Genomic DNA, 21,739 nt, shown 5'->3' on the forward strand with positions numbered 1-21,739 from the left:
TTCTAGTATAAGGAGGAGTATAGAAAAAATTGTCGAAGGAGTTAATAAGTGAAGCTTTAAAATCATGGATATGGACCCGGATTGAAGTCCGTAATTGGATTGGTTGTTGGAATTTGCATTACTAGCTAGAAGGTGGAGTCTAAAGTAAGGGTAGGGTGCTGAGTTTTTTATTTATAACCGATGAAAAGGAGTGATGCGGACATGAGTAACTACGAGAACAACTATTCCGAGAATTCTTTCTGGGAGAAGCTAAAGAAGCATGCTGTTGAAGCGGGGAAAAAGGTTGTATATAGTGCTCTTCTTGCCTTTTATGCGATTGAAAATCCTAATGTGCCTCGAAAAGACAAAATGAAAATATACGGGGCACTTGGGTACTTGATACTTCCCTTTGACCTGGTTCCCGACTTTATTCCGGTTGTCGGTTATGGAGATGATTTGGCAGCATTGCTCTTTGTGCTCGGTACGATTGCAACCCATCTGGATAAAGATGTGAAGCAAAAGGCGCTTAACAAAATGGAAGAGTGGTTCGGTAAACTCGATCGTGGAGATCAGGAAATAATCGAGATTGATGCCAAGATTGTTGATGTGGAAAAAGGTATCGATGGAATCGCTTCGACCAAGCAATTGAAAGAAGATTAAGTAAGCAGAAGTGAGACCGTCACTGTGCTGTACTATAGTAGGGACACCCATTCAATGAGGTGTCCTATTTGTTTTGGTCATGAAGTCATCTTTAAGTTTGCTATTCCTGACCGTAAGCATTAAATATAAATCCAGTTAACTTTTAACGTAATTAGTTGTAGCATAGCGCAGGCTGCTTTATCTTTTTTCATACAATTTTGGATAGATGTACATATTATGGCTATAGGTAATTTTTATGAATTCTGAAGAGGTTGAGGTGCTATGGATGCAATCCACAAATTGTGATGTATCTCCTATGAAAGACCAGCTAAAACAGCATTTGAACTATATTGCAGCTGAAATAGAGCATAGCTTACAGCTATTGGATGCCGAGGCTCATTGTCTTTTGAACGAATTTGAAAAAGTCAGGGAAGCCTTCAATACAGTGGAGTCTTTAGCGGCTTCGTTCTATCTGCAATGCTACCTATCGTCTTTTACAAGCAGCTATTCAGAGCTCGCCATAAGTATTCGGCATTTATCCGAGCGTCGGCATGGTGCGCTAATCGTCATTCAGAGAAAAGATAATCTGAACGCCTTCATCCACTCCGGCATTTCAATAGAAGGGACCTTGAGTCATTCGCTGTTGGAATCTATCTTTTATCCTGGAAATCGGCTGCATGACGGGGCTGTATGGATCAAGTCGGACCGGATAATTTCAGCGGCTAATATCCTGCCGGTTTCAGCTTTATTAGTGGAAGAGGATAAAAAAATGGGGACCCGACATCGGGCCGCGATAGGTTTAACGGAGAGGACAGATGCGCTGGTGCTCATCGTTTCGGAAGAAACCGGAAATGCATCCTTTGCATATCAAGGAAAGCTGCATCCTCTTAATGCGATGGGTTCAGTGGTTGAACTTGCAGAGGCGACCCAATACATGGATATGGAGATTATATAAATACTAGATTAAGATACATAAAATTACCATTGTTCAATAAATGGATACATTTGCTGCATTGACAATAACCGACTATAATAGTACGATTTGTTGTGTTGTCAGTACTTCAATGCTTGAATTTTTCTTGTTTAGATAACCATTAATTGGAATTTATTGCAATTACTAAAGCTTCTGACTGGGATATATGTAATTATATAGTTCTCTGTATAAACAATAAGTAAGCTACGAAGGTGATGCCTTTTCTAATGGAAAAGGCGTTTTTATCATCTTGGAGGGACATGCATGATCAACCTGAAACATTTACATAAAGAGTACAGAACGAAAAAAGGAACGGTTATAGGTGTTGATAATGTGAATTTGACGGTCCGTAAAGGAGAAATTTACGGTATCGTTGGGTACAGTGGAGCGGGCAAGAGCTCGGTGCTCCGTTGTATCAATTTGCTTGAGAGGCCTACTTCCGGCGAGGTGCTGGTGGATGGTGTGAATTTGATGTCTCTTTCCACGGGTGATCTTAGGCTCGCGAGGCAGAAGATCGGGATGATTTTTCAGCATTTCCATCTTATCAGCAGCAAGACCGTGTTCGATAATGTAGCCTTTGCATTGAAAGCGGCCGGTAAGCCGGCCTCCGTCATTGGTAAGAGGGTTCAAGAGCTGCTGCAACTCGTTGGGCTATCGGACAAAGCTGACAATTACCCCGCTCAGCTGAGTGGAGGTCAGAAGCAGAGGGTCGGGATTGCACGGGCATTGGCGAATGATCCGCGGGTACTGCTCTGTGATGAACCGACCTCTGCACTCGATCCAATGACAACGCAATCGATACTGACGCTGCTTCGGGAGATCAACCAAACGCTAGGGTTAACCATTGTCCTCATTACTCATGAGATGGATGTTGTGAAGGACTTATGCCATCACGTTGCTATCATGAATAACGGAAGAATCATCGAAGAGGGATCGGTTTACGATATTTTTGCTAATCCGGTGCAGCCGCTTACCAAAGAATTTGTTCAGAACTCGCTGGAGTTCAAGCTGCCCCAGAAGCTGTGGGATAAACGGGATCCGAACGGCAAAATTGTGAAGATATTGTTCAAGAATGAGGCAGCAGAACAGGCTATTATTTATGAAATGCTTAAAGCTATTCCTGTGAAGGCCAACATCATCCATGGCAAAATCGATTATATCGGGGACAAGCCCCTTGGGATGTTTATTATGGAAGTCACGGGCAGTATCCAAGAGATTGAGCACGCGCTGAAGTTTCTAGTGGACCAGTCCTGCGGTGTGGAGGAGATCGTAACCAATGAGTGACAATGCTTTGATTAAATTGCTTCCGGACATGCTTAAGGCGTTCTATGAAACCTTATACATGTGCGGTGTGTCGCTCATTCTGGCGATTGTGATAGGTATTCCTCTGGGAATATTGCTGTTCATCAGCGACAGGGGCTTATTTGCGGAAAATAGATTCGTTAACATGGTGTTAGGCGTGTTGTCGAACATAATCCGGTCGATTCCGTTCCTTATCTTATTGGTACTGCTGCTGCCGTTCACTCAATGGATTCTCGGAACGACCATCGGTCCATCTGCCGCGGCGGTGCCGTTATCCGTGGCCGCAATTCCTTTCTACGCGCGGCTTGTAGAAGCTTCCTTGAGGGAAGTCAGCAAGGGTGTCATAGAAGCGGCAGTCGCTGCGGGAGCTAAGCCATGGCTGATTATCCGCGAGGTGCTGCTGCCTGAAGCCAAGTCTGGTATCATCTCCGGGTTGACGATTACAGCTGTCAGCTTGCTGGGCTTCTCGGCTATGGCCGGTACGGTTGGCGGTGGGGGCATTGGCGATTTAGCTATCCGTTTTGGGTATTACCGTTATGACAATCAAGTATTATTTACAACGGTTATTTTACTGATCGTTCTAGTCCAAATCATCCAGCTTCTTGGTGATTGGGCTGCGCGTAAAGTGGATAAACGTTGATCAAATAAAAACACATCAAGAGGGAGTCTGAAATCATGAGAAAGAACATTTTTATTATTATGGCTTTGACACTGGCCTTTTCATTATTTGTAGCCGGATGCGGCACCAAATCAGGAGCAGGTACAACGAATAACGCTGCAGGAAATACGGCGCCAACGAAAGAAGAGCCTAAAAAAGCGTTGAAAATCGGTGCAACCGCAGGTCCTTATAGCGATATGATAACTAAAGCTGTTAAGCCGATCATGGAGAAGAAAGGCTATACTATCGAAGTTGTTGAGTTCAACGATTACGTTCAGCCTAACAAAGCGCTTGCGAACGGCTCCTTGAATGCTAACCTGTTCCAGCATGTACTTTATTTGAAGAAATTCGCTGCAGACAACAGCCTGGATCTAAAGGAAGTTATCAGCGTACCGACAGCGCCAATGGGCTTGTATTCCAAAAAATTCAAATCCTTGGATGAGATCAAAGAAGGCAGCACTTTAACGATTTCGAATGATCCGTCTAACCTGGCTCGTTCATTAGTTCTGCTTCAGGATATCGGTCTTGTAAAAATTAAAAAGGATATTGATCCGGCTAAAGCATCTGAGAAAGATATTGACGAAAATCCGAAGAAGCTTAATATTAAACCACTTGAGGCCGCTCAGCTTCCAAGAACAGTGGACAGCTCTGATCTGGCTTTAGTGCCAGGAAACTTCGCTCTTGCTGCTAAGATGGATTTAACCTCCGCTTTGAAGCTGGAGAACATGGCAGAAAATTACCGCAACGTGCTGGTTGTAAACACGAAAGATGTGGATGCTCAGCTTGGTAAGGATTTGAAAGAAACCGTTCAATCCAAAGAGTTCGAAAAAATTATTGACGAGCAGTTCAAAGGTTTCTCTAAACCGGAATGGATGAAAGCAGCTAAATAATCCTTTCGGATTAAGTTGCGATAGAAAAGAACCTTCAGTTCCAACTGTTATAGTTGGAGTGCTGAAGGTTCTTTTGCACATATATGGGCTCCACTCATGAAGGTGAGGGCTACTCGTAGAGGATAGCCGTTTATGTGTGCTATCTCCAGGGCTGAGTACCACCGAAACGGCGAGGGAGGTAGAAGAGGAAGTACAGCCCCTTATCGGGGGAGTCTGCCTTATTCCTGAGAGGCTGGAATTTAAGACTACAGGTGGAATAAATAGGATAGATGGAAATTCTCCCGCTAATCTGTCTTGGATATCGCTAGGAATCCATCTAACTGGAAAACCTCCCTCTAATCCATCTGGTACTTGGCATATTTGACCAAATAGGTGAAATTAGCTTGAGAATTTCCAGTTAAAGGGTCCAATATGCCATTCAACGGTGTAACTAACGGGACATTTTCCTGATAAACTTCGATCAGAAGCCCCTCTTCCATTAAAACTGTTTGGTTTTTATATCATCCGTCGGAGATTTTCGCCCCCAAGGGGTCCCGAGAATAGGCAGCGCCCATCTGTCCAAACCATACCAGCCGGCATTTTTCCATGCAAGCACAAGCCAAGTAGCGAGGATGAACAGGATCGGATTTGTACTTAAGGTTCCTGCAAACAAAAAGCTGGCATTCATAAATCCGCCGAAGAAAGCGGCAATTCCAGTTAGTAGTCCTAAGATGAGCCCAAGCCCAACCAGTAATTCGCCAAAAGCAACCATAAATCCGAATACCTTGGCATTAGGAAGCACCACACTTTCAAGGAAGCCCGCATACCAGTCTGTAACATCTTTGCCAGCCTCTGCTTTAGCGAGTGCACCCTTTATGAAGCTTTGGAGAGCGGTGCCCGCTTTGTCGCCTGTCCATGCATCGCTCGTTACCTTCTTCCAACCGGAAGTAACCCAGGCATAACCGACATATAGACGAACGATTAGCCATATCCAGCCCGCTTGGGTGCTGTTGAATAAAAACTTGGAAACGGGGTTTTCAGGAATGATCTGGTGATTTAATTTTTCAATTTGCATCGCATGAGCCTCCTTATAATATAAAACATAGCAACAATGGAATATATCGGATAAGGCTATTGTAGCTGGAGTCCATTTAATTGGATGTGATACAAATCACACCGGAACAAAATAGGATACCGTTGTGATATTAGAAACACCGGAGTTCAGAGCTAGCTGAACTAATGTAAAATGCAAAAATGAAAACGTATACAACAGAATAGTATTCAAGTATAATTAACTTAATGAATAAAATAATATAGACTCAAATATTCGTTCATGCTCCGTTAACGAAGCTGGCACTGCTTACGATAGCTTTATTTCAATTTATGCACAGCTGGGCTGACTTCAAGGGTCATTAATTTACTTGTCGGAGGAGTCGCAGTATACGATCATGATTGGTTAGCAATCCTTCAAAACCCAATATGGAGCTGAATGGCAACAAAAAGTGTTTATTCAGGGTATCGTCTTTTCAGGGATCAAGTAACGTTCTTGTTTGGCTAGGTAAATTCATAAACGGGAGTGATCTGAAATGGAATTGTTTATTATACGACACGGCCAATCAATAGGAAACACCGTACCGCATGATGTGCCGGATGGGGAATTGACGGAGCTTGGCATCATCCAGGCTGCCAGAGTGGCCGGATGTTTGGCCGACCGGAAATTTGACCAGCTTATTAGCAGTCCCTTGGTCAGGGCGATCGAAACGGCACAACCGCTGGCAAGAGCATTGAAGCTGCCGATCCAGATATGGAAAAACACGTTCGAAGTAAGAAACAAAGGAGTATACCGGGGACCTACGGCGGCGGAGTTGAACCGGCTGTACCCGGAAACACAGTTTCGCGATGATGTAGAGGCGGAAGGCTGGTATTGCAGTGGCGATGAGAATTCTCAAAAAGGCCATGCGAGAGCCTCAGACATATGGCAGGAGCTATTGGAGCGTTTCATGGGCCAGCGCGTGGCATTGTTTGCCCATGGTGGATTTAACCACCATCTGCTGCTTGCCATACTCGGGCTGCCCCATGACAGCCCGGTATATTTTGAGCAAAGCAACGGCAGCATTTATTGGGTAAGTGTGACCGAAGAACGGACCAAGGTTCGTTTCATCGGGCCAACTGAGGGCATATTGAGTGCCCGGGAGGAATAACCCGGCACTCTGCCTGGCCATTGCCATAAGCCTATGAGTTAGTGGCGATGGCTATGGCCGCCGTGATCATGACCATGGCCGGGATGCTCCCGGTGATGGTCATCTGCCGGTGTGTGAAGATGCATGACACCATGCTGATGCATTCGGTTGTGCAGTGCACGGTGAGCGGAAGTGAGCGTCATGAGCAAATGCTTGAAGGTTCGATCATCCGCTTTCGTTGCCAGAGACTTGACATAAGCGGTAGAGCCTTCGATCTGCTCCAGAATGGTAACGGCATCGTTTGCATCAAAGCATTTTTTTCCACCCACGATAATAGTCGCAGCACTGGAATGGGCTGCGATGATTTCCCCGTGCTCAGCATCCATCCCCCTTATACGCAGTGCGATCCAGCAGCTTTGCTTGACAGGAACCGACCAATGTCCCGCATAGGATCCTTTTTTGGGATCGACAGCATGTACTTCCTTCAGCTCGCCGTTACAGACCAGTTCAATCCTGGTTACAGGAACGGTAACTGAAGAAACTTCCCAAACCACGTCAAGCATTCCACCTGAATCGGTCAGCTGGATCATGGAGCCCATCTCATATCCGTTGATCCTAAACTCGAGCAGCGGACCGTAGGTAGCGAACGTAACACCTTGACGTACTGCTTTCATCCACGCTTCATAAGTGAAAGGGGCATCCTTAATTAAAGCATAAGTGCGGATCGTCCCGACTGCAGTCGACTGGGACATCTTGTCTGTTCCACCAACCGCAGGCGCATGGTAGCCGCAATTCAAGTAACGGTACCAGTCTGAGAGCGAATAGGGATCGATCCCTTTGTTCTCGAAGGAACACATCTCTACGGCATCGATCTCTCCAAGAACAATGGCGGCGGCTCCTTCTGCACGTGGATTCGGCAGATGAGGCAGCACGGCTAAGCCGTTTTGCTCACGGCATTGCCGGGCCCACTGTGTCACAGTGGCCTCCAGAGCATCACCGAGCGGCGATTCATCCGGGCCGCCTGTACAGAGCGGCAGTATCATGCTGCCCTCATAGCCGAGCAAAGAAATATGACCTAGAATATGCTGGCGATTCTCGGTCCCCACTCGAACCAAATACTCTCCGTTGCCTCCGTTTTCGGTGCTTCCTATTGTCGTTTTGCCGTCAAAATCGCCAAGATTGCTGAACATTTCTCCCCATTGACTGGTCAGCAAGTTGATGACGTTGACATCTTCCGCTTCGCCTTCCAGAAGCGCTGTCAGGGGAGACAGGAAATGAACATGCGTATCGGCAGTAACCCAACCGCGCTGCCTCCAGGGCAATACGCGATCCAGTCCGATTTCGATTGTATCGGTGGTATCCGTCACGGTGAAGCGTCGGCGGACCGGACGGGTTTCGAATCCTTTCGTAACCTCTACATAAATATCGCCGAGCGGCAGCTTGAATTCGGCAGCTCCCGGGACGTATGCACTGAAGTGGTGGCCCTGCACATGTTCGGCGCCGTAATCTTCAAACCAATGCGGATTGGGCAAACGGTGGCCGTTGATGGGAGCTATATATTCGCCGGACTCCCCGTGTACGTGAAGTTTGGCGGCTACAGTACTGCCGCTTTTCAAGTCTACGATCCGCAGGGTGACCCTGCGGGTGGCAGGCTCCAGCGACTCAAATTCCGGCAGTGCCTCCAGCTCGTGCAGCTCAATAGCGCGTACAGGACCGTCCTCAAGGATCAAGCGAGCTTCTGGATGGGCGGTGTATTCGATGATCCATTCATTTCGTGCTGGATGTGGCAGCGAAGGATTGGCATTATCGAGCCATGTCGCATGATTGTAGTGAAGCGCAGGTGATACGGAGATCACTTCACCCAAATCGATGCGGATATTCGGATTGTCCCCATAAGGATTTAATGCCGGTTTTTCACTCTCGGATTGATATCTCACTTTTTTACGGGGCTCCCAGTTAAATGGGTTGCTGGACAGATCCGATCGTGTAATACCGAATATGAGTGCAGTTCCATCGATAGGCTGCATGGTCAATCCAACCAGGTTTTTCTCTGGATGCGGATTGTTGAGAGCGTACAGCCAATGGTGCATCACAGCGCCGAATCCCTGGAATGTGGTGCGAAGCTGACTTTGTCCCCATGGAATCGAAGGGGATATGCCACGGGGGATATCGCTATTGGCTTGCATAGTCCGCGGTTTGATATGCTTAACGGCCTCGAAGCTGTTTTCCCCCCATTTTACCTGAAACTCGCTGATTTGATAGCGCCTGCGGATTGGGAATGTAGCGGTGGTATTATCGTCATAATGCAGCTTATATTCACATACGGTTTCGCCCAATCGCGGGGTTCCCGGCATAGGTCGAATAATCCCGTCCTCTGCTGCGCTGTTCACTTTGAAGTCGGCCGCATGAACGAAAACAAGCTGGCGGTCGTGCAGAGGCTGAGGGAAGTTAATAGTAACAGGCCCCTCTTTTAATACTATAATGTTAGCGTTTCCATCGTTGGGGCCAAAAACAAAAGGGAGCCCCCACAGCTCGTGATTGCCGGTTAGCAGCAAATGTTTGTTAGCTACCAGCCGGTCGGAGCCATCCTGTGTATCCAGTTTTGCAATGATTCGGTTATAGGCCGCTGATAGGTCGATGGGAGCAAATCGGTTGTCTCCACTAGAAGGTCCAGTGTACATAGAATCCCTCCAAAATTAAAGTATAAATACATCATATTTTAATTTAATGATTAAGTAAATTCATTTCTTTTAAAAAGCCTAGGAACAGCTTCATTAGTCCCTGCCCAATTGGCAGGTTGGTTGTGCACCGCACTCGCTAAGTATTGCTAATTGTTCAAGTCACGTAAAGCGCAGCTCCGCAACGCGTGCGAATCCAGGGCGCGCGCCGGGAGTTGCATGGATGTGGGACACCCCCCCCAGAAATAACCACTGCCGCTTACTTGTGGGGAACGGCCCAAGCCTCTGAGTAGACCGTACGGTGAATCTTTCTGTACGGTTTTCTCACATTTAGATGCTCACATAGTTGGAAATCTCAATCAAGTTTAAGTCCGGATCGCGGAAATAAACCGATCGAATAGGCCCCATCGCTCCGGTTCTGGCAACAGGACCCTCCTCGATAGCCACATGGTGCTTATGCAAATGAGCCATGACATCGTCCAATGGCAGTTGTGTGATGAAGCACAAATCGATTGAACCTGGAGTTGGGTTACTCGCTTTTGGTTCAAATTCATTGCCGTATTCATGCAAATTTAGTTTTTGCATTCCAAATTGCAGTGCTTTGCGACCGCCTCCGAATGCCACGATTTCCATTCCTAGAACCTCCGAATAGAATTCACAGGTAGCTTCTATATTTTTTACGGTGAGAACAAGATGGTCGATGCGGTCTATCTGCATGAACTGGCACCTCTTTTCGCGGTAGTTAACAATTATACAATTATATTCACACTATAGACGATATTTTGCGCTTATTCCTGTACTGGATTTGGAGAGCAGCATTCTAAAATTTGATGATCCACTTTAGAAATTGCAGATGTATAGTAAGTAATTTCAATGTTGGTTTCATCTTTTGTTGATATATTTTATCGAAGCTTTTCTATATAAAGGGTTATAGGAGCACATGCTTGATTGCATTTGAAAACGCTTTATATGAGAAAGAGGTGGAGAAGGGTTGAATAAGATGGGTAGAAGCAGGAATGTAAGGTTTCGGACGATTCAAATCATTCTGGTATTTACATTGATTATGGGAAGTGTATGGTTACCGGCGAGCCCCTCGGCCGCTGATGCTGTTTCAGGGACACCGGGCGGAGTGGATGCTGGTGCACTTAGATTGTGGCTGAAAGCAGATCCGGAGAATGTGACGCTTAACGCAACGAGTAATGTCACGGTGTGGCGGGACAGCAGTCCGAATGGAAACCATTTTGTTAATGACGGTTCGATTGCTGCAATCAGTTCCCGTCCGAAACCGAAATACCAGCCGGCAAATAGCGGATTGAATTTTCAACCGTCCGTTGGATTTTCCAGAAGCAGCAGCGGAAGCATTTTGCAGGATATTAACGGCTTATTTGGAGTGGGCAAATCCATTAGCCAAACAAGTGTGTTCGCTGTTACCGGGGGCGTTCCGTCGATTGATAACTCCATGATATTCAATCAGGAGCTAGCAACAGGCAGTCTTGTTGCCCATATTCCCTATACTAATGCAGCGACACCTGGGGTAGGGTCCGTCCTATGGGATTCTGGAGCATTAACGTCTGGAACGGGAACTCCTCGTATGACGGTCACGAATCAAGTTAATCCGTCTAAATATAACCTGTGGGGATTGCATTTTGATGCGAGTCCGATGACAGTCGGGACAGACGTCTATCAGTCTGTTACTCGTGACGGTAAGTCCGAAGGTCAATCCAAACAGGCTCGTCTTCCCTTCGTTGGAAAAGCAAACGGCGCCATGTCTTTAGGCGCGGCTGCAGGTGGAGGCTCAGGCTATAACGGCAATATCGGGGAGTTCATCCTATTCACCGACCGGCTGACAGCGACGCAGAAGCGCCAAGTGGAAACCTATCTGGCCATCAAGTTCGGTATTGGCCTGCAGGAAGGTGATTATTTGTCCGCAGGTTCTTCTCCGCAGGTTGTTTGGAATGCCGCGGCTAATGCTGATTATCGTAGCAGTATAGCAGGGATTGGAAAGGATCTGTTGGGGGCACTGGATCAGCAGCAGAGCCGGAGTGCAGATATTCCAACAGACCAAGTGGTAATCAGCGCCAAACAGCCGTTATTAGATAAGCAGTACTTGCTGTGGGGTGATAATGGAAGTACAGGCTCGTTGCCTTATGGGGCGGAGTACAAGCGGTTGACTCGAAGCTGGAAGGCGCAAAATACAGGCAATGTGGGTGCCGTGCAAATAGCGATTCCCAAAAGCGTAATTCCTCTTGGAGGAGTGCTTCTGACAAGCAGCGGCAGCAGTTTCGGGAATGAAGCCGCATATCCGCTATCTTTGAAGACCATTCAAGGGGTGGAGTATTATGCCGCTGATGTAACACTTGAAAACGGCTCTTATTTCACATTTGCCGAGAAACTGCCACTGGTTCTTTTGAATAGTTTTGAGGTGTGGGATGGAGCAACTCCTGTATCATTAAATGAGGCATTTGCGCCAAGCAAGACTAAAGGGTATGAGGCGATTGTTTCGCAGGATACAGGGAGCGTCCGTGTGGAGGCGGCAGCGACTAGCGGAGCTGTCACATCGATGACTTTGAGTAATTATATTACCGGAAACATTCCAGTACCCATACTGGATCCTGGACATATCTCTTTGGTTCCGGGCGTTAATAAATTGAAAGTTAATTTATCTAGCGGTAGTGCGGATAATTCGTACCAGATAGATATTATCCGAAAACTGTCTAAGGGAGAGAAAGGAAAGATTGGGCTTAACGCAGGATCAGTAACAGCCAGTTCTTATCAACCGAATACGAATTATATCCCGGCCAATGTGGTGGATGGTGTTTGGGGTGAGGATACGGCAAGCCAAGATAGCCGCTGGTCGGCTTCGGGACAAGGACAATGGTTGCAATTCGATTTGGGACAGTCTGAGAAGGCCACTTACTTGGATATCGCATTTTTAAACGCAAGAGATCGGTCATCCAGTTTTGAAATATTGGGTTCGAACGATCCAGAGTTTACAACCAGCACGATCTTATTGCCTAAAAGGAATAGTCGAAGTCTCAAGGCTACGGATAGTGTGATGCAGAGCTATGTTCTGACAAACCCATCCAATGCGCGTTATTTGCGGCTTGTCGGGTATGGCAATAGTGCAAGCGGAAGCTCTGGCAACTGGAACAGTATAATGGAAGTTGGGGTCTACACGGGTACAGCTCCAATAATCGAAGAGCCTAAGGACCCAAGCGGACCTCCGGAGGCCGGGGAGAACCCCGAAGTACCGACACCGGAACTGACGAAAGTGAAGGTAAGCTCAGCGGAGCAATTGCAGAATGCTTTGGATCAGGCTGTGCAAGGGACGAATATTGAGCTTCAAAATGGGAACTATGAACAGAATGGCCCGTTTGTTGTTAAAGATAAGACTGGTACCGTCGCGCTTCCGATCCGGATCACAGCTGCCGAGAAGGGGAAGGCCGTCATTACCGGAAACAGCTATATGCACATTGAAAATTCACAGTATATTGAGGTATCGGGGCTTGTATTCCGCAATGGGATTGGTACGGCGGAAGAGAATGCAGACCGGACTCTGAAGGACAGAGGGCTGGAGGGATCCATAATGAAGGAGGTACATCCAGGCTTGGAGCTCAGAAGCTCAAGCAATGTATCGATCCTTCGTAATACATTCGCACTGGATGAGACGGGACAGCCGTTCAGGTTCGACTCTGCTAGTGGTAAGGTCTGGTGTTTAACCGCGGTTGAGGGCAGCTGCCGATATGGAACGGGTGACACTTATAGTTCTGGTGGAGCCGTGTACATGGGGGATACTCCTCATACCAATTCGACCCTGATGACTGACAACGGAACCAATCGTCATTATATACGGGTTGAAGGAGTAAGCAGCCATAATCGGATTGCTTACAATGATATTGGTCCCAAGAAGGGCTTCGGTGCAGTAGTCATATACGACGGAGAAGCGGGAAAAAATGTATCGGAATACGATCTGATTGAGTATAACTATTTCCACGACATAGGCCCGCGAGTTTCTAATGGATTGGAAGCTATACGACTGGGATTATCCGGTTTATCGCTTGCTTCGGGTCATGTGACGATCCAAAATAATTTATTTGATGGACTGAATGCTGAAGATGAGATTATTTCAGTCAAAAGCAGCGATAACATTATTCGTTATAATACGATTCGCAATTCTTATGGCGGCATTGTAGCACGTCATGGACACCGCAACAGCTTTTATGGAAATTTCATTATTGGAGACGGGAAAAAAGCCGGAATGGGCGGTTTCCGTATTTACGGTAACGAGCATAAAATTTATAACAATTACATGGAAGGCCTAACGGATAAAGTGATCGAGCTTGATGGGGGCACTCATGACGGAGGTCCTGACGGTGGGAGCAGTCCAACGGTTAAATGGGGCGGTTCGGGTACTTCTGAACAAACCGTTTCGCTTGGAAGTCTTGCTATTGATAATCCGTTAAGGGTTGAAATCCTTCGTGGACATTGGCGGCAGTATAATGTTCAAGTCTATAATAATACGATAGTTAATGTCGGTAATAAAGCGGCTGCTTTCTCTTTTGGCGGTAGAAACTATCAACCGGTGGCAACCCAAGTATACAACAATGTAGTATTCAGTAATGCGGGAACGGTGTTTAATGAAATTAGTGCCGCACAGAACGTCCAGGCAAGCGAGCGTGCGGTTTATGCGGGGAACCTCGTAGAAGGAACGGCTAATTTGACCAATATCACTAGAAACATCAACGGCGGTTTTGAAAAGAAGGAGCTTAAGCTAGTTCGAAGCGCCGACGGGATGATCCGATTGTCAGCCCAGAGCCCTGCTATTGATGCTTCCAAGGCTCCTTACATTACTTTGGACGATATGGATGGACAAATCCGTTATAATACCCCCGATGCAGGGGCAGATGAATACATGCCTGGAGTTGCACCAACCAGAAGAGCTCTAACCGTAACGGATGTCGGGCCTAATGCGGGCCAGTCTCCCCCTGTTCAAGAAGGCGATCCGGGTTTGAGCAGTCTGGTGCTGCGGTCTGACAGCGAGCTTGTCCCGGGGTTTAGCACTAATGAAGCCTACTATACGGTAGCCATTCAGTCTAATGTTAGTAGCCTGACAATTGTTCCGAAGGCATTGAATGGCACAGGCTCACAAATAACTGTATCCGTAGATGGGAAGAATCGTCAGACGGTTATAAGCGGTCAAGAGAGTCAAGCGTTAGAAATTGCCCAAGATGGCAGCATTATTGTGATTGAAGTAGCGAATCCCTCTGGCAAGAACAAAGTCTATACGATTGTCGTACACCGTCAGAAAGTAGTTCCGCCAAGCGAAATCCAATTGGACAAAATCCAATTCGATTCTGCTGCGTACCGAATGAAGGTTGACGAAACCAAAGCGACAGCCCTTAGCGTGGTGTTTCAAGACCACACAGAATCATTGACAGGAGCAAGCGTCTATACAACGAACCCTGCTGTAGCGACAGTGGATGAACGCGGCGTATTGCGGGGAAAAACACTAGGCGAGACAGTAGTCGTTGCCACCTATAAAGGACATTTTGCAACAGCGGCCGTGAGCGTATATACCGATGTTATTGTGGGCGGTGGCAGACACGGCGGCTCATCATCAGCGGCTGCACCGTCAACACAGGCTCCGACTGCATCACCGGAGTCAACGGCCACTACACCAGTGAGCCCATCGGCATCGACACCGGATCCGGCCCCAACATCACAATCCCCGTCATTGACCGACGTTAAATCGCATTGGGCAGGGGATGTGATTGCCAAAGCCATAGAAAGGGGCATCGTGGCCGGATACCCGGATGGCAGCTTTAAGCCGGAGGAACCAATAACAAGACTGCAGTTTGCCGCAATGCTTGTACGTGCGTTAAAGCTGAAAGCCAAGGAGCAGGCGGCAGTATTCGCAGACCAATCGGAAATTCCGGAATGGGCTTCGAGGGAAATTTCAGCAGCGACTCAAGCTGGAATTATTCAGGGATATGAAGATCATACATTGCGTCCTAACAGACCGATAAATCGGGCGGAAATGGTCACCATGCTCTTGCGGGCGTTCCAACAAAATGTGGGGACTTCGAATGCGGCGGCCTTTAGTGATGGCAATGAGATCCCTCAGTGGTCTCTGCCTTTTATATCACAAGCGATGGCGTTAGGCGTTGTGCAAGGGCGGGAGAATAACCGCTTTGAACCAAGCCATCTTGCAACCAGAGCTGAAGCTGTGATAGTGTTAATTCGTATGATAGAGCGGTAACGTAACGAAATAACGGGGCCGACTTGTCTGGAAGGACGGTCGGCCTTGTTATTTTATCAACAATTTCAACACGGTCCTGAGGGGTAATTTTGTATGGGTCTTAAAAGAATCGGTTTTAACAAACGCAGCGTGATCGTCACCTGGCTCATTTCTTATATCTCCGTGCTCCTCGTTCCTATAATGATCAGCGGGATTATTTATGTTGCTACCTGGCATGTGGTGGAATCGGAGGTTAATCGCGCCAACGAATCGCTTCTTCAGCAGATGGAACAGGCAATAGACAATAACCTTGGAGGTATCGAGCGTTTAAGCGTTGAAATGACCCTCAGCAAACGGCTGGCCGCCTTCATTAACGCCGCTAAACCTCTCACGGACAATGACTACTATGAATTGGTCAGCATCGCGGACAACCTGCGGGTTTACAAAGTAGCTAACGATTTTATTGAGCAGATCTATATTTATTATAAAAACAGCGATACCGTAATATCGACACGGGATCACATCAACACCCATACGTTATATGAAACGATACGCGAGAAGGAAGAGACGAGCTATGAGGAATGGAAGGCGTTCTTCGACAAGCGGTATATTCAGGAATACGCACCCATAACGATTCGCGAGGACGGAAAATCAGTTAAAGCGGTCATGTATGCAAAATCCATTATTTTGGATAATCTGGATCTTCCGGGTGCAGTCATCCTGTTTGTCATTAAAGATTCGAAGCTGCTGCAAAATATAACGCCCGCTAACAAAGCGGCTGTCGCGGTATTGGACAAGGAAAATCGTCTTATCGCTTCCACCGGCTTCGAGCATAGTCCCGATTTTCTGACTTACGAAAGATTATCGGGAAATAAAGGGATGTTTTACGACCAATTTTCCGGAGAAAAGCTGGCTGTTTCCTATACCACATCGAGCAGCAGTACGGGTTGGAAATACGTATCGATGATTCCGGCCGAACTGTTTGATGAGAAAATGAAATATATAAAAACGCTGATCTATGTCAGCTTATTTCTGAGCCTTCTTAGCGGAGGGATTGTTACATTCTTATTTTTGAGGAAAAACTATAATCCGATCAGCTTGTTAATCCGCAGCTTGTCTTTGAAATCAGGCATTTCCTTCGACGAGGGGTCAAACGAATATGGTTATTTGCAGGAAGCGTTAAACAACACATTTGCTGAAAAGGAAAAAATCGACCAAAGATTGCAACAGAACCGCGATGCGATCCGTTCTCATTTTCTGCAGGGATTGCTGAAGGGACGATTAGAGCAGAACGTTCCCATTCATGAATCGCTCGCGGCCCACGATATACGGCTCGTGTCATCGCATTTTGCTGTCCTGTTGTTCCATATTGATCACTATGGCAAGTTCGAGTCTGACGGGTATGTTGATCCTCAGAAAATGAAGCTTGTGCAGTTTATCATTATGAATGTGGTGGAAGAGCTGGCTACCGAGCAGCATTGCGCTTTCACAACAGAAATGGACGACATGCAGGTATGCATCATAAATTTCAGTGCCGAACCCGAAGCGGAGGAGCTGAACCGAATTTCGGTGCAGGTGAGATCGTTTTTGCTCGACCATTTCCATGTTCATTTAACGGTTGCGATCAGCGGCATTCATCAGGATCTGTACGGAATCTCCCTGGCGTATCAGGAAACGCTGGCAGCGCTGGAGTACCGTCTGGTTATGGGGAGCGGGGAAATTATCAGGTACGGTGACCTGCCAAATACCGAAGCGGCTCAAGAATCTACGAACTATTATTTTCCGCTGCAGGTGGAGCAGCAGCTGATTAATTTCGTCAAGACAGGCGATTATGAGAAATCCAATGCACTGATTGAAGAAATCATTGAGATTAATTTGGCCGATGCATCGCTCTCCGCGCCGCTTGCCAAATGTCTGATGTTTGATTTGATTAGCACGATGCTGAAAACAATGGATGAAATCGGCATAAACAACAAACGGGAGTTCACCCAGCGAGAGAACCCGATAGACCGGTTAATTGGCTGTGAAACGATTAAAGAAATGAAAGTGCAGATTAGTGAGGTGCTCAGTCAAGTTTGCCGATCCATTCAGGAGAACCGCGGGCAGGAGCATAACCAGCTAAGTCAGCAGGTGATAGAATACGTAAAGCAGCATTACAGCTCGGAAAACCTGAACATTAGCATGATCGGTGAGGTGTTCGGATTAACCCCATCCTATTTATCGAAGCAGTTTAAGGCTCAGACGGGTGAGGCCCTTCTGGACTTCATTAACAAGAAACGTCTTGAGGAAGCGAAAAAGCTTCTTTCCATGCAAACCTACTCCATTGTAGAAATTTCCAAAAAGGTTGGATATTCGGACATTAATACCTTTAACCGTATATTCAAAAAATTCGAAGGAATTACTCCGGGTAAATATAAAGGCATAACATAATATATGGATTATTCGAAAAGGCCGCCTAGAGCGGCTTTTTCGGTTTTTGCATACCGAATATCGATTTTATAGAACACTAAGTATAGATTTTAATGACGTTTTCCCGGTTTTGAAGATTTTAAAATTGTAATATCCGTTCCATAATAGCGCTAGGGTGTACAACACGTAGGATGTACAATTCATAATTCCGAACTTGAATAGGGGGATTGGCATGGGAAACCATTCTAACAAAAAATCATTCAGTATAGCATTATCTATTGTACTGGCATCAACAAGCTTGCTCGCAGCATGCTCCAAGGAGAACACGGGGGCTAAGGACGCGCCCAAATCTCCGGCTGCACCGGTGTCGGAGGCAGGGAAATACCCGATCAGCACTCAGGAAACGCTAACATCCTGGGAGCAGATGGATACGAACCTGGCTGCATTCTTCACCAATTTGAGCGAATCGCCTTTTGGTAAACAACTGGAAAAGGAAACGGGTGTCAAGGTCAAATATACGCATCCCGCCGACGGACAATCCAAAGAGCAATTCAACCTGTTGATCGCATCGAATAATTTGCCGGATGTAATCGAATACAACTGGAACACCTCTTATCCAGGGGGGCCGGAGAAGGCGATCGCCGATAAGGTCATTCTTCCGCTCAATGATTTGATTGACAAGAATGCGCCCAACTTGAAGAAATTGCTGCAGCAGGATAAGGAATTGGATAAGATGCTCAAAACGGACAGCGGTAAATATTATGTATTTCCGATGATCCGCCCTGATAACGGATTGGTATTTCGGGGACCGATGATTCGCAAGGACTGGCTGGATGAATTGAAGCTTGGGGTACCTACTACGATTGATGAATGGTACACCGTGTTGAAAGCATTTAAAGAACAAAAGGGTGCCACCGCGCCATTTACCGCCCAGTACAGCAACGAACTGAACATTCAGGATGCTTTCATCGGCGCCTACAAAACCGCAAATCGGTTTTATATTGACGACCAGGGGAAGGTGAAGTATGGCCCGATCGATCCGCAGTTCAAGGATGCTTTGGCTCTTTTGAGAAAATGGTATGCAGAAGGACTGATCGATAAAGATTTCGCACTGAACACCGATTCTAAAGCACTCGACAACAAAATGATGAGCGATAGCTCGGGTGCAACGGTTGGCCTTCTAAGCGGAGGTATGGGCAGATGGATGGAAACAGGGAAAAAGAAAAATCCGCAGTTCCAGCTCGTCGGAATTCCTTACCCAACTTTGAAAAAAGGCGAACGTGCTTTCATCGGACAACGTGACTTTAAATACAACCCGGCCGTCAGTAAAGCGGTCACAGGAGGCACCAAGAACGCCGAGCTGGCTGTCAAATGGATGGATTACGCTTTCAGTGAAAAGGGCAGCATGCTGTTCAACTTTGGTATTGAAGGCGAAAGCTATACGATCAATAATGGCATTCCTCAATTCACCGACAAAATTACTAAAAATGAAAAGTTCAATCTCCAGCAAATGGTATCCCAATATACCAAGCCGAACGGTCCGTTTCTAGGAAACAGCGCCAAAAGCTTCAATACCTTCAAGGAGCAAGACGAAGCGGTAAAAGTGTGGAGCGAAACGGACGCTGTGAAGCATGTCTTGCCGCTGTTCATTACGCCGACTGTCGAAGAGAGCAAAGAAATAGCCAAATTGAACACGGCGATCACAAGCTATAAGGAAGAAATGTTCGTGAAGTTTGTGATGGGCAAGGAACCAATCGAGAAGTTCGATGAGTATTCCAATCGTATTAAGGAAATGGGCATCGATAAGGTGACCAAAATTTATCAGGATGCGCTCGATCGTTACAATAAGCGATAAAAACATCAGCGTCTTACAAAGGGGAACGTTAGCAGGAGCGGGCCAGATGCGCCGTCTATAGTTTCCCTTCAAGAAGCTGTTACAGGATGGGAAAGGGAGAAGGAATGAACACAATCAATCAAGAGACGATGATTCCCTTTATTGCAAAAAAACGGAGTAAGCTGGGAATCTTGATGGATATCCGAAAAAATAAGCTGTTATATGTCATGCTGCTTCCCGTGCTGCTGTATTACGTGATCTTTCACTATGCACCGATGTATGGCGCCATTATTGCGTTCAAGGATTTCTCCCCACGGCTTGGTATTTGGGGGAGCGATTGGGTAGGGTTTGAGCATTTTCAAACGTTTTTTACAGGTCCCTACTTTTGGAGGACGATAAAAAATACCGTTTTGATGAGCTTTTACGAGCTATTGTTTGGTTTTCCGGCTCCAATTTTGTTGGCGCTGCTGCTTAATGAATTGAGGCATTCCTTATTTAAACGGACGGTACAGACCGTCACTTATATGCCGCATTTTATTTCATTAGTAGTTATCTGTGGTATGGTCAAAGATTTTACGGCCAGTGAAGGCGTTATTAACGACCTGATTTCCTTTTTTGGCGGGGAACGCTCCACATTTTTGCTTGAACCTGGCCTTTTCCGTACCATTTATATTTCTTCGGGCATTTGGCAGCATATCGGCTGGGGAACGATCATCTATTTGGCAGCTTTGACAGGAATTGATCCGGAGCAGTATGAAGCGGCTCGAATTGACGGGGCAGGGCGTTGGAAGCAGATGGTGCATATTACGGTTCCAGGGCTGATGCCGACGATCATCATTCTGCTCATCTTGGAAATTGGACGAATGATGAATGTCGGGTTCGAAAAAATCATTTTGCTCTACAACCCAAGCACTTATGAAACGGCCGATGTCGTATCTTCTTATGTGTACCGGGTCGGGCTGCAGGATTTTAATTATAGCTTTAGCTCAGCTGTAGGTTTGTTTAACTCCTTGGTTAATTTTATCCTGCTCCTATGTTCCAACTGGTTAAGCCGAAAATTTAACGAGACGAGCCTGTGGTAGAAAGGAGAAAGCTTGGATGCTAAACCGGCCAACATTTGCAGAAAAAGGCTTTGACCTTATCAATATGATTTTTTTGACCTTGCTCATGGTAGTTACCCTGTATCCGCTGCTGTATGTGGCATTCGCTTCAGTGAGTGATGCCGGGAATCTGATGGCGCATAAAGGGATATTGTGGCGGCCACTGGGGCTATCGCTCGACGCGTATACGAATGTGTTTCGCAACCCGATGATCCTGAAGGGATACGGCAATACACTTTTTGTAGTTGTGGTGGGTCTGCTGTTCAATATTTTGCTTACAGCATTTGGTGCCTATGCCCTATCTCGGAAAAGCTTGCAATATCGCAAGCAGCTTATGCTGTTTATTATTTTCACGATGTTTTTCAGCGGAGGGCTGATCCCATTTTATTTGACGGTCAAAGGGGTTGGGCTGGCCAATACGCTGTGGGCGCTTATTATTCCGCAAGCGATCAATACGTTTAATCTAATTCTCATGAAAACGGCGTTCGAGGCTATTCCCGATGCGTTAGAGGAGTCGGCCAAGATGGATGGGGCCAATGATTTTGTGATTTTGTTCAGGATCATCCTGCCACTTTCCATGCCGGTAATTGCGGTAATGCTGTTATATTATGGTGTCAGTCATTGGAATTCATGGTTCCATGCGATGATTTTTTTACAGGATCGGTCGATGTACCCGCTGCAGCTTATTTTGCGTGAAGTGTTGCTTCAAGGAGAAGCAAGCTCAAACTTGGGTGCGGCTGACGGGGATGCTGCAATGCTTTCGGTTACATTGAAATATGCGACGATTATCGTGGCAACGGTGCCGATTCTGCTTGTATACCCGTTCTTGCAAAAGTATTTCGTCAAGGGCGCGCTCATAGGGGCGATCAAGGGATAAGTA

14 protein-coding genes are annotated in these 21,739 nt (G+C 46.6%); 11 read left to right on the forward strand and 3 right to left on the reverse strand.

The window, feature by feature from the left end; genetic code table 11:
- Positions 1-201 precede the first annotated feature (201 nt).
- From NV381_RS30515 to NV381_RS30535, 5 genes are all read left to right on the forward strand, one after another.
- Positions 202-639, forward strand: a complete 438-nt coding sequence (locus NV381_RS30515) for a YkvA family protein (protein WP_258217097.1) — start codon at positions 202-204, stop codon at positions 637-639.
- Positions 640-904: 265 nt separating this feature from the next.
- Entirely contained in the window at positions 905-1,573 is a 669-nt protein-coding gene (cdaS, locus tag NV381_RS30520) for a sporulation-specific diadenylate cyclase CdaS (protein WP_258217098.1), read from the forward strand.
- 282 nt (positions 1,574-1,855) lie between these two features.
- The gene (locus tag NV381_RS30525; RefSeq protein WP_258217099.1) at positions 1,856-2,875 is read left to right on the forward strand and encodes a methionine ABC transporter ATP-binding protein; all 1,020 of its coding nucleotides are present in this window, start codon (positions 1,856-1,858) and stop codon (positions 2,873-2,875) included.
- Positions 2,868-3,533, forward strand: coding sequence for a methionine ABC transporter permease (locus NV381_RS30530; protein WP_258217100.1), 666 nt, complete (start codon positions 2,868-2,870; stop codon positions 3,531-3,533). Before NV381_RS30525 ends, NV381_RS30530 begins: the two co-directional genes overlap by 8 nt.
- A 35-nt stretch (positions 3,534-3,568) precedes the next feature.
- The gene (locus NV381_RS30535) at positions 3,569-4,441 is read left to right on the forward strand and encodes a MetQ/NlpA family ABC transporter substrate-binding protein (protein ID WP_258217101.1); all 873 of its coding nucleotides are present in this window, start codon (positions 3,569-3,571) and stop codon (positions 4,439-4,441) included.
- Positions 4,442-4,919: 478 nt separating this feature from the next.
- Here NV381_RS30535 and NV381_RS30540 read toward each other — a convergent pair whose 3' ends face one another.
- Positions 4,920-5,495 carry a DoxX family membrane protein gene (locus NV381_RS30540; RefSeq protein WP_258217102.1) on the reverse strand — a complete coding sequence of 192 codons (576 nt, stop codon included), beginning with the start codon at positions 5,493-5,495 and terminating at the stop codon, positions 4,920-4,922.
- 511 nt (positions 5,496-6,006) lie between these two features.
- On the opposite strand from NV381_RS30540, the gene NV381_RS30545 reads away from it, so the two are divergent.
- Complete coding sequence (locus tag NV381_RS30545) at positions 6,007-6,621, forward strand: histidine phosphatase family protein (RefSeq protein WP_258217103.1); 615 nt, start codon at positions 6,007-6,009, stop codon at positions 6,619-6,621.
- Between the two features lie 38 nt (positions 6,622-6,659).
- Here NV381_RS30545 and NV381_RS30550 read toward each other — a convergent pair whose 3' ends face one another.
- Both NV381_RS30550 and NV381_RS30555 read right to left on the reverse strand, forming a co-directional pair.
- The gene (locus tag NV381_RS30550; RefSeq protein ID WP_258217104.1) at positions 6,660-9,281 is read right to left on the reverse strand and encodes a CehA/McbA family metallohydrolase; all 2,622 of its coding nucleotides are present in this window, start codon (positions 9,279-9,281) and stop codon (positions 6,660-6,662) included.
- 327 nt (positions 9,282-9,608) lie between these two features.
- Positions 9,609-9,995: a VOC family protein gene (locus tag NV381_RS30555; RefSeq protein ID WP_258217105.1), complete on the reverse strand. Its 387-nt coding sequence runs from the start codon at positions 9,993-9,995 to the stop codon at positions 9,609-9,611.
- Positions 9,996-10,278: 283 nt separating this feature from the next.
- Between NV381_RS30555 and NV381_RS30560 the strand changes: the two genes are divergently transcribed.
- From NV381_RS30560 to NV381_RS30580, 5 genes are all read left to right on the forward strand, one after another.
- The gene (locus tag NV381_RS30560) at positions 10,279-15,537 is read left to right on the forward strand and encodes an S-layer homology domain-containing protein (RefSeq protein ID WP_258217106.1); all 5,259 of its coding nucleotides are present in this window, start codon (positions 10,279-10,281) and stop codon (positions 15,535-15,537) included.
- Between the two features lie 93 nt (positions 15,538-15,630).
- Complete coding sequence (locus tag NV381_RS30565) at positions 15,631-17,946, forward strand: helix-turn-helix domain-containing protein (protein WP_258217107.1); 2,316 nt, start codon at positions 15,631-15,633, stop codon at positions 17,944-17,946.
- 211 nt (positions 17,947-18,157) lie between these two features.
- A complete protein-coding gene (locus tag NV381_RS30570) occupies positions 18,158-19,780 on the forward strand; it encodes an extracellular solute-binding protein (protein ID WP_258217108.1) in 1,623 nt (540 codons plus the stop codon).
- 104 nt (positions 19,781-19,884) lie between these two features.
- Complete coding sequence (locus tag NV381_RS30575) at positions 19,885-20,841, forward strand: ABC transporter permease (protein ID WP_419182317.1); 957 nt, start codon at positions 19,885-19,887, stop codon at positions 20,839-20,841.
- 16 nt (positions 20,842-20,857) lie between these two features.
- Positions 20,858-21,736, forward strand: coding sequence for a carbohydrate ABC transporter permease (locus NV381_RS30580; protein WP_258217109.1), 879 nt, complete (start codon positions 20,858-20,860; stop codon positions 21,734-21,736).
- Positions 21,737-21,739: the final 3 nt, after the last annotated feature.

Origin of the sequence: Paenibacillus radicis (ex Xue et al. 2023), from assembly GCF_024722015.1 — a bacterium.
Lineage (GTDB): Bacteria > Bacillota > Bacilli > Paenibacillales > NBRC-103111 > Paenibacillus_S.

What these genes read in the sequence shown, in the direction of transcription:
- NV381_RS30515 (WP_258217097.1), top strand. Translation starts at nt 202, where the DNA reads ATGAGTAACTACGAGAACAACTATTCCGAGAATTCTTTCTGGGAGAAG.
- cdaS (WP_258217098.1), top strand. Translation starts at nt 905, where the DNA reads ATGCAATCCACAAATTGTGATGTATCTCCTATGAAAGACCAGCTAAAA.
- NV381_RS30525 (WP_258217099.1), top strand. Translation starts at nt 1,856, where the DNA reads ATGATCAACCTGAAACATTTACATAAAGAGTACAGAACGAAAAAAGGA.
- NV381_RS30530 (WP_258217100.1), top strand. Translation starts at nt 2,868, where the DNA reads ATGAGTGACAATGCTTTGATTAAATTGCTTCCGGACATGCTTAAGGCG.
- NV381_RS30535 (WP_258217101.1), top strand. Translation starts at nt 3,569, where the DNA reads ATGAGAAAGAACATTTTTATTATTATGGCTTTGACACTGGCCTTTTCA.
- NV381_RS30540 (WP_258217102.1), bottom strand. Translation starts at nt 5,495, where the DNA reads ATGCAAATTGAAAAATTAAATCACCAGATCATTCCTGAAAACCCCGTT.
- NV381_RS30545 (WP_258217103.1), top strand. Translation starts at nt 6,007, where the DNA reads ATGGAATTGTTTATTATACGACACGGCCAATCAATAGGAAACACCGTA.
- NV381_RS30550 (WP_258217104.1), bottom strand. Translation starts at nt 9,281, where the DNA reads ATGTACACTGGACCTTCTAGTGGAGACAACCGATTTGCTCCCATCGAC.
- NV381_RS30555 (WP_258217105.1), bottom strand. Translation starts at nt 9,995, where the DNA reads ATGCAGATAGACCGCATCGACCATCTTGTTCTCACCGTAAAAAATATA.
- NV381_RS30560 (WP_258217106.1), top strand. Translation starts at nt 10,279, where the DNA reads ATGGGTAGAAGCAGGAATGTAAGGTTTCGGACGATTCAAATCATTCTG.
- NV381_RS30565 (WP_258217107.1), top strand. Translation starts at nt 15,631, where the DNA reads ATGGGTCTTAAAAGAATCGGTTTTAACAAACGCAGCGTGATCGTCACC.
- NV381_RS30570 (WP_258217108.1), top strand. Translation starts at nt 18,158, where the DNA reads ATGGGAAACCATTCTAACAAAAAATCATTCAGTATAGCATTATCTATT.
- NV381_RS30575 (WP_419182317.1), top strand. Translation starts at nt 19,885, where the DNA reads ATGAACACAATCAATCAAGAGACGATGATTCCCTTTATTGCAAAAAAA.
- NV381_RS30580 (WP_258217109.1), top strand. Translation starts at nt 20,858, where the DNA reads ATGCTAAACCGGCCAACATTTGCAGAAAAAGGCTTTGACCTTATCAAT.